This window comes from Saccharopolyspora sp. 7B, from assembly GCF_020177435.1.
GTDB lineage: Bacteria > Actinomycetota > Actinomycetes > Mycobacteriales > Pseudonocardiaceae > Saccharopolyspora_C > Saccharopolyspora_C gregorii.
Genome location: NZ_JAIUKC010000057.1, coordinates 58,740 through 65,666 on the forward strand (window position 1 = coordinate 58,740; position 6,927 = coordinate 65,666).

Consider the following 6,927-nt stretch of genomic DNA (forward strand, 5'->3'; position numbering starts at 1 on the left):
CACAGGGGGTTTCCTGCTGTCCGGGGCCGTTGCGGAAGGGTCCTGCCGTGCGCGAAGCTGGTCGGCGATCCGCTCAGGAGGACGCCGTGCACCTGGACCTCGTGACGATCGTCGTCGACGACTACGACCCGGCGATCGAGTTCTTCACCGGCACCTTGGGATTCGGGCTCGTCGAGGACTCGCCCGCGACCACCGGCGACGGCCGGGCGAAGCGGTGGGTCGTCGTGCGGCCGCCCGGTGCCGCGACCGGAATCCTGCTGGCCCGTGCGGACGGCGAACGGCAGTCCGCCGCGGTCGGCGAGCAGACCGCAGGGCGGGTCGGGTTCTTCCTGCGCGTGGACGACTTCGACGCCGCCCTCGCGCGGCTGCGGGCGGCAGGGGTCGAATTCGTGCGGCCCCCGCGCAGCGAACCCTACGGCCGCGTGGCGGTCTTCCTGGACATCGCGGGAAACTGCTGGGGCCGGTCGCGGTCGACTGATCAGCTGCGGAGTCGATCTCGCCCGGCCGAGTCCGCCGAGGATCGGGCGCACGGCTGGCAAGGTGGGCCGCTCGCCGGGCCGCCCGGCGGGGAAGGGGCGAACGATGGCTGAGAGCTTCGGGCAGGCGCTGCGGCGCCTCCGCCGCGCCGCGGGGCTGACGCAGAGCGCGCTCGCGCGCCACGTGCACGTGGACCAGGGCAACATCTCCCGGTACGAGCACGACCGGCAGCGGCCCGATGTCCGCGCCGTCGCCGCGCTCGACGAAGCGGTCGGTGCCGCCGGAGCGCTGCGCAGGCTCGCCACCGGTGGCGCCGACGACGTGCTCGACGACGCGGGCCGGACTCGGATCGAGCGGGTGCTGGACCGGCCGCACACCCTCGACGGCGGCACCGTCACCGCCCTCGCCGGAGTGCTCGCCGCGCAGCGCAGGCTCGACGACGTGCTCGGGCCGGTACCGCTCATCGCGCCCACCCTCGCGCACGCGCGGCTGGTCACCGGACTGGTGCGGCAGGCTGCCGGACCGCACCGGCCCGCGCTGGCCGCGGTCGCCGCCGAGTGGGTGCAGTTCGCCGGGTGGTTGTACGCCGAGGATCGACAGGACCGGGAAGCGCTGCGGTGGCTGTCCGAAGCCGAGCAGGCCGCCGACGAGATCGGGGACGGCGTGCTCGCCGCGCAGGCGGCGAACTTCCGCGGCTACATCGCCCGCCAGCAGCAGAACTGGCGCGGAGTGGCGCGGTGGTTCCTCACCGAGCACCACACCCCCGGTGCGAGCGTCCACCAGCGCATCGGGGCCGCCGCTCAAGCCGCGCACGGGGCGAGCCGCCTCGGTGATCGGGACGGTGCACGACGGCTCCTGGACACCGCCGCCGAGCTGCTGGAGGAATCCGGGCAGCGGCCGGCTCCCGGCACCGCCTACTGGCTGACACCGACCTTCCACCGGCTCAACCTCGGCATGGCGACCCTGGACATGGGCCTGCACGACGTCGCCGCCGACCACCTGGGCAGCGGACTCGACGGCTTGCCGGAGGACCAGCGGCACGCGGCGTGGACCGGCGAATACCGCAGCGCGCACGCCCGGGCACTCGCCCGCTGACCGGATCCCATGCGGTCCCATGCGCATGGGGCGCATAACCGTCAACCTGCGGCGATCGGGCGCCGACGGTCGGGGTATGTCGCGAATGCCGCCGCACCTCGTCCGCCGGTTCCGCTCCGCGCTCGGAACCCGGGTGCTCGGTGCGCGCCGCGACCACCCCACCCGAGGACGACCGCGGATCCCCGGCCGCGGCCCGGGTGGGGTTCCGGCGGGACCGGTGCCCTCCCCGACCAGCACCGGTCCCGCCACCGACCTCACCGGAACGGCGTTCCGATGAGGCCGCTGCGGCCCGCCGGGACCTGGACCGACGCGGACGGGCGGGTGCACGTCCGGGACGCGAGGGGCGGATCCGCGTTCTGCGGGGTCGGTGTGGACCGCACCACCGGCGGCCGGGCGCGCTCGGGGTGCGCGGACTGCGTCGCGGTGCTGATCGAGAGCTGGGGGCGCGACCACTCGTGCGGTCCGGACTGCCGGCCACCGCTGCCCCGGCGGGAACCGGGAGCGGCGTTGGACCGGCGCCTGGCCTGGAGCGGGCGGATCGAGGCGGATCGGGACCTGCCCTTGCTGGAGCGGGTGCGCGACCGGCTGCGGTCGCTCTGACGGGCCCGGGCCGGGCGCTCCGTCGACGCCGCGATCCGGTCGGACGTCGGTGGAGATCCGTTCTCGCAGCGGCACGAGTGGCTCGGGTCACGGGAAATCGGCTTGAGCATGCCGCGACGGCACGGGGTCGACTGTGGTCACGGCGGCCGACCGGGCCGTCGGAGAGGAGAGATCCGACATGGCCCTGCCCGACATCCTGCCGGTGGAAGCGTTCTTCGACTCGCCCGAGCGCGCCGGCGCCTCGATCTCCCCGGACGGCACGCGGATCGCCTACCTGGCGCCGTGGAAGAACCGGCTCAACGTGTGGGTGCGGGGGGTCGAGGACGACGCCGAGGCGCGGTGCGTCACCGCGGACGAGACGCGCAGCGTCACCGGCTACCACTGGACCGACGACCCGCGCTGGCTGCTGTACGTGCAGGACGCGGGCGGCAACGAGGACTGGCACCTGTTCCGCGTGGACCTGGACGACCCGGACGCGCCCGCGGTCGACCTCACTCCCTACCCGCCCGGGGTCCGGACCTCGATCGGGCAGCAGCGCCCGGACCGGCCCGGCAAGGTGCTGGTGCAGCTCAACGCCCGCGAGCTCGACCGGTTCGACCTGGTGGAGATCGACATCAGCACCGGCGAGTCGACCGTGCTCGCCGAGAACCCCGGCACCGTGCTGGATTGGCTGCCCGGTGCGGAGATCTACGCCCGCAGCATCACCGAGGACGGCGACCTGGAGCTGTCCCGCCACGACCCCGCGACCGGCGAGCTGACCCCGATCGCGACCTTCACCGGCGACGGCCATCCGCTGGGCATCAACCCGTTCGAGCTCGACGCGGACGGCACCGGGGTGTGGCTGGGCTCGTACCGCGACGGGGACCGCGCCCTGCTGGCCCGGTTCGACCTGACCACCGGCGAGGAGTCCGAAGTGGACTCGCACCCGGAGCTGGACCTCGACGGGGACCGGCGCATCGTCGCGCAGCAGTCCTCCCCGCTGATCCGGGACCGGGCGAGCGGGCGGCTGCTCGGGGTGCGCTACCTCGGCGAGCGGCAGGAGATCCGGGCGCTGGACGACGAGTTCGCCGAAGTGCTGGCGAAGCTGGCCGCGCTCTCCGACGGTGACCTGGCCGGGATCTCCCGGGACGACACCGGACGCCGCTGGGTGGTGTCGTTCACCCACGACCGCGACCCCGGCGCCACCTGGTTCTACGACCACGCCACCGGGGAATCCCGGCTGCTGTTCCGGTCGTACCCGCACCTCGACCCCGAATCGCTGGCGCCGATGACGCCGGTGACGATCCCCGCCCGCGACGGGCTCCCGCTGCCCTCGTACCTGACCTTGCCGGTCGGCGTGGAACCGCGCGGGCTGCCGCTGGTGCTGCTGGTGCACGGCGGGCCGTGGTACCGGGATTCGTGGGGCTACTCGCCCGAGGTGCAGCTGCTGGCGAACCGCGGGTACGCGGTGCTGCAGGTGAACTTCCGCGGCTCCACCGGGTACGGCAAGCGGCACCTGGAATCCGCCATCGGCGAGCTCGCCGGGGCCATGCACGACGACCTCATCGACGCCGCCGACTGGGCCGTCGAGCAGGGCTACGCCGACCCCGAGCGCCTCGCGATCTCCGGCGGCTCCTACGGCGGGTACGCGGCGCTGGTCGGCGTCACCTTCACGCCCGACAAGTTCGCCGCCGCCGTCGACTACGTGGGCATCTCCGACCTGGTCAACTTCACCCGCACGCTGCCGCCGTTCGCCCGCCGCGGGCTGATCGGCAACTGGTACCGGTACGCGGGCGACCCGGACGTGCCCGAGCAGCGCGCCGACATGCTCGCCCGCTCCCCCATCACCCGCGTCGACCGGATCCGCACGCCGCTGCTGGTCGCCCAGGGCGCCAACGACGCGCGGGTGGTGCAGGCCGAATCGGACAACATCGTCGCCGCGCTGCGGGCACGCGGTGTCGACGTCGAGTACCTCGTCAAGGAGGACGAGGGCCACGGGTTCCTCAACCCGGAGAACCAGATCGAGCTGCACCGGGCCATCGAGCGGTTCTTCGCCGCGCACCTCGGCGGCCGCAGCGGAGCGGCCTGATCACAGCGAGCGCCGCACGTGCTCGCGGAAGGCGTGCGTCCCCGGGTGCGTCGGCGCCCGGGGACGGACCAGGTGCCGTTGCGTCCCGCTCGCCCGGGATCGAGCGGACGAACGGGGCATTCCTCCCACCCGCCTCCGGACGACGTTCGGGCGGGCCCGAGGTTGCTCCGGCATGAGCAGTGTCATCCCGGAGCATCCTCGGCGCGCCCGGCACGTCTTCAGGAGCAGAAGAACCACTGAGGAGGAAACACCATGTTCGCGAACATCCGCCGCATCGCCGCTGCCGCCGCCGTCACCGGGGCGGTCGCCGGGATCTCCGTCCTCTCCGCCGGGGCCGCGACCGCCAACCCGAGCGACACCGCCTGCACCGCCGCCGACGTCAACGTCACGGTCGTCAAGGAGCAGGGCGGCGCCGCCGGCCACGAGGCGTTCCGCATCGACTACGCGGCCACGAACCCGGACGTCAACTGCAAGCTGCAGGGCGGCCCGCGCGGCCTGGTCTTCAACGAGAACGGCGCGCCGATCCCGGGCGTCGACGTCGTCCCCGAGAACAGCGCCGCCGAGCCGGTCAACCTGACCGCGACCTCGCCCGCGCACTCCTACCTGATCCAGGCCGCCGACGCCGCGCCGCACGCCGCGGTGCCCACCGGCGTCGAGTTCTCGCTGCCCTCGGTCCTCGAGAACGACCGGGTCGCCACCGACTGGCCCGGTGGCGAGCAGCTCAAGGGCGTGCTGCAGGCGACCCCGGTCGCGCAGGGCTGACCCTCCCGACATGGGGCCGGAACCCCCCCCCCGGGGGGGGGGGGGGGGGGGGGGGGGGGGCCCCGGGGGGGGGGCCCGGGGGGGGCGGGGGGCGGGGCGGGGCGGGGGCCGCCGCGCCCCGCTGGCGGGCCCCGCCCCCCCGCCCCGCCCCCCCCCCCCCCCCCCCTCCCCCCCCCCCCCCCCCCCCGGGGGGCGCCCCCCCCCCGCGTCTCGGGGTCCGCCGCGGGGGGCAAGCCGGGCGGAGCAGGGCGCGCGGCCGGACGGGGGCACCGGCGCTGCGGCGAACACGGAACGTTGCCGGCGAAAATTGCTGACCCTGTGCGTCCGGAACCCGATCCGATCCGCCCCCGATCCCCCGCGAGCTGTGCCTGCACCCCTGCCGTCGATCACTCCGAGTGGTACCGGTTCGGTCGCGCGCCGAGCCGGAAAAGTCCGAAACCGGTTGCGATAGGAAACTCGGACTCGAATCGGTAACAGAGTGCAACTCCACCGCCCCTTCCGGCGATCACAAGGTGACGACTCGAAAGGGGCAAGGAGTGACCGTCACCGAACTCGCCGGAGCCGCCGTCAGCGCGGCGGCTCTGTGCGTCCTGACCGTGCTGCCCGGTGCCGCCCACGCGGAAGCGCAGCCGATCAGCGGGCTCCTCGGCGGCCCGAGCACCACGCAGACCAGCGCCGAGCACACCATCGAACTCCCGCTGCTCGGCGACCCGACCGAACGGACCGGCCCGCCGCCCACCGGCGCCGCGCCCAGCACCAGCGGTGCCCCCGCCACCGCGCCCGTCCACGACGAACCCACCCGCCCCGGTGACGGCGAGATCGGAGCGCGCTACTCGGCGCTGCCCCGCGCGGTGAAGGACGCCATCGGCAACCCGCTCGGCGACGAGGAGGTCGAGCACGACTCGCTGCGCTGGCGCGAGTACGAGCACGCCCGCTTCTACTGGACGCCCGACACCGGCGTGCACATCGTCTTCGGCGGCATCCTCGACCGGTTCGTCGCGCTCGGCGCGCACGACGTCGTCGGCGTGCCCACCACCGACGAGCTCACCGACGACGCGGGCGCCCGCTACACCGAGTTCGTCAGCCTCGACGGCAAGGAGACCGCCTCGGCGATCTACTTCACCAGCGCCACCGGCGCGCACCTGCTGCGCGCCCCGATCCTGGAGAAGTGGACCGAGAACGGCGGCGGTGCCGCGCTCGGCCACCCCACCACCGACACCACCACGACCCCCGACGAGCTCGGCGCCTACAACCACTTCTCCCGCCCCGGCGGCGCCTCCATCTACCTGACCCGGGACAACGAGGCGCACGTGGTGCTCGGCGCGATCCGGGACAAGTGGGCCGAATCCGGCTGGGAGGCAGGGCCGCTCGGCTACCCGACCACCGACGAGATCACCGCCGCCGACGGGCGCGGCAAGTACGCCCGGTTCGACGGTGACGGCGAGTTCGCCGCGGGCATCGCGTGGAGCCCGCAGACCGGGGCGCACTCGGTGCGCGGCGCCATCATCGACAAGTACCTCCAGTTCAGCGGCCCCAACGGGCTGCTCGGCTACCCCACCACCGACGAGCTCACCGCCCCCGACGGGCGCGGCAAGTACGCGCACTTCACCGGCGGCGACACCGGTGCCGCCTCCATCTACTGGTCGCCGCAGACCGGGGCCGTCGAGGTGTACGGCGGCATCCGCGCCCGCTGGTCCGCGCTCGGCTGGGAACGCTCCTACCTCGGCTACCCGGTGCGCGGCGAGCACGACGTGCCGTGGGGCCGCAGCACCGAGTTCGAGCTGGGGTACGTGGATTGGCACCGGGACGGCGGACGGGTGGTCGACTTCCCGAAGCGCTGACGGGCGAGCCCGGATCCCGGCTGGTACAACGGGAAACGGGCCACGAACTGAGGTGCGCCTGACGGAGTGGGGTCCGTCAGGCGC

General features: G+C 74.2%; 6 protein-coding genes. All 6 read left to right on the forward strand.

The window, feature by feature from the left end:
* The first annotated feature begins 86 nt into the window (after positions 1 to 86).
* Positions 87 to 590 (forward strand): VOC family protein, encoded by a 504-nt coding sequence (locus LCD33_RS11035; protein WP_224969049.1) that lies wholly within the window; start codon positions 87 to 89, stop codon positions 588 to 590.
* Positions 583 to 1,572, forward strand: coding sequence for a helix-turn-helix transcriptional regulator (locus LCD33_RS11040; protein WP_224968981.1), 990 nt, complete (start codon positions 583 to 585; stop codon positions 1,570 to 1,572). Before LCD33_RS11035 ends, LCD33_RS11040 begins: the two co-directional genes overlap by 8 nt.
* 273 nt (positions 1,573 to 1,845) lie before the next feature.
* Positions 1,846 to 2,172 (forward strand): hypothetical protein, encoded by a 327-nt coding sequence (locus tag LCD33_RS11045; RefSeq protein ID WP_224963170.1) that lies wholly within the window; start codon positions 1,846 to 1,848, stop codon positions 2,170 to 2,172.
* A 178-nt stretch (positions 2,173 to 2,350) separates the two neighbouring features.
* A complete protein-coding gene (locus tag LCD33_RS11050) occupies positions 2,351 to 4,240 on the forward strand; it encodes a S9 family peptidase (protein WP_224968983.1) in 1,890 nt (629 codons plus the stop codon).
* Between the two features lie 252 nt (positions 4,241 to 4,492).
* Entirely contained in the window at positions 4,493 to 5,002 is a 510-nt protein-coding gene (locus tag LCD33_RS11055) for a DUF4232 domain-containing protein (RefSeq protein WP_224968985.1), read from the forward strand.
* Positions 5,003 to 5,538: 536 nt separating this feature from the next.
* Positions 5,539 to 6,843, forward strand: coding sequence for a hypothetical protein (locus LCD33_RS11060; RefSeq protein ID WP_224977791.1), 1,305 nt, complete (start codon positions 5,539 to 5,541; stop codon positions 6,841 to 6,843).
* Positions 6,844 to 6,927: the final 84 nt, after the last annotated feature.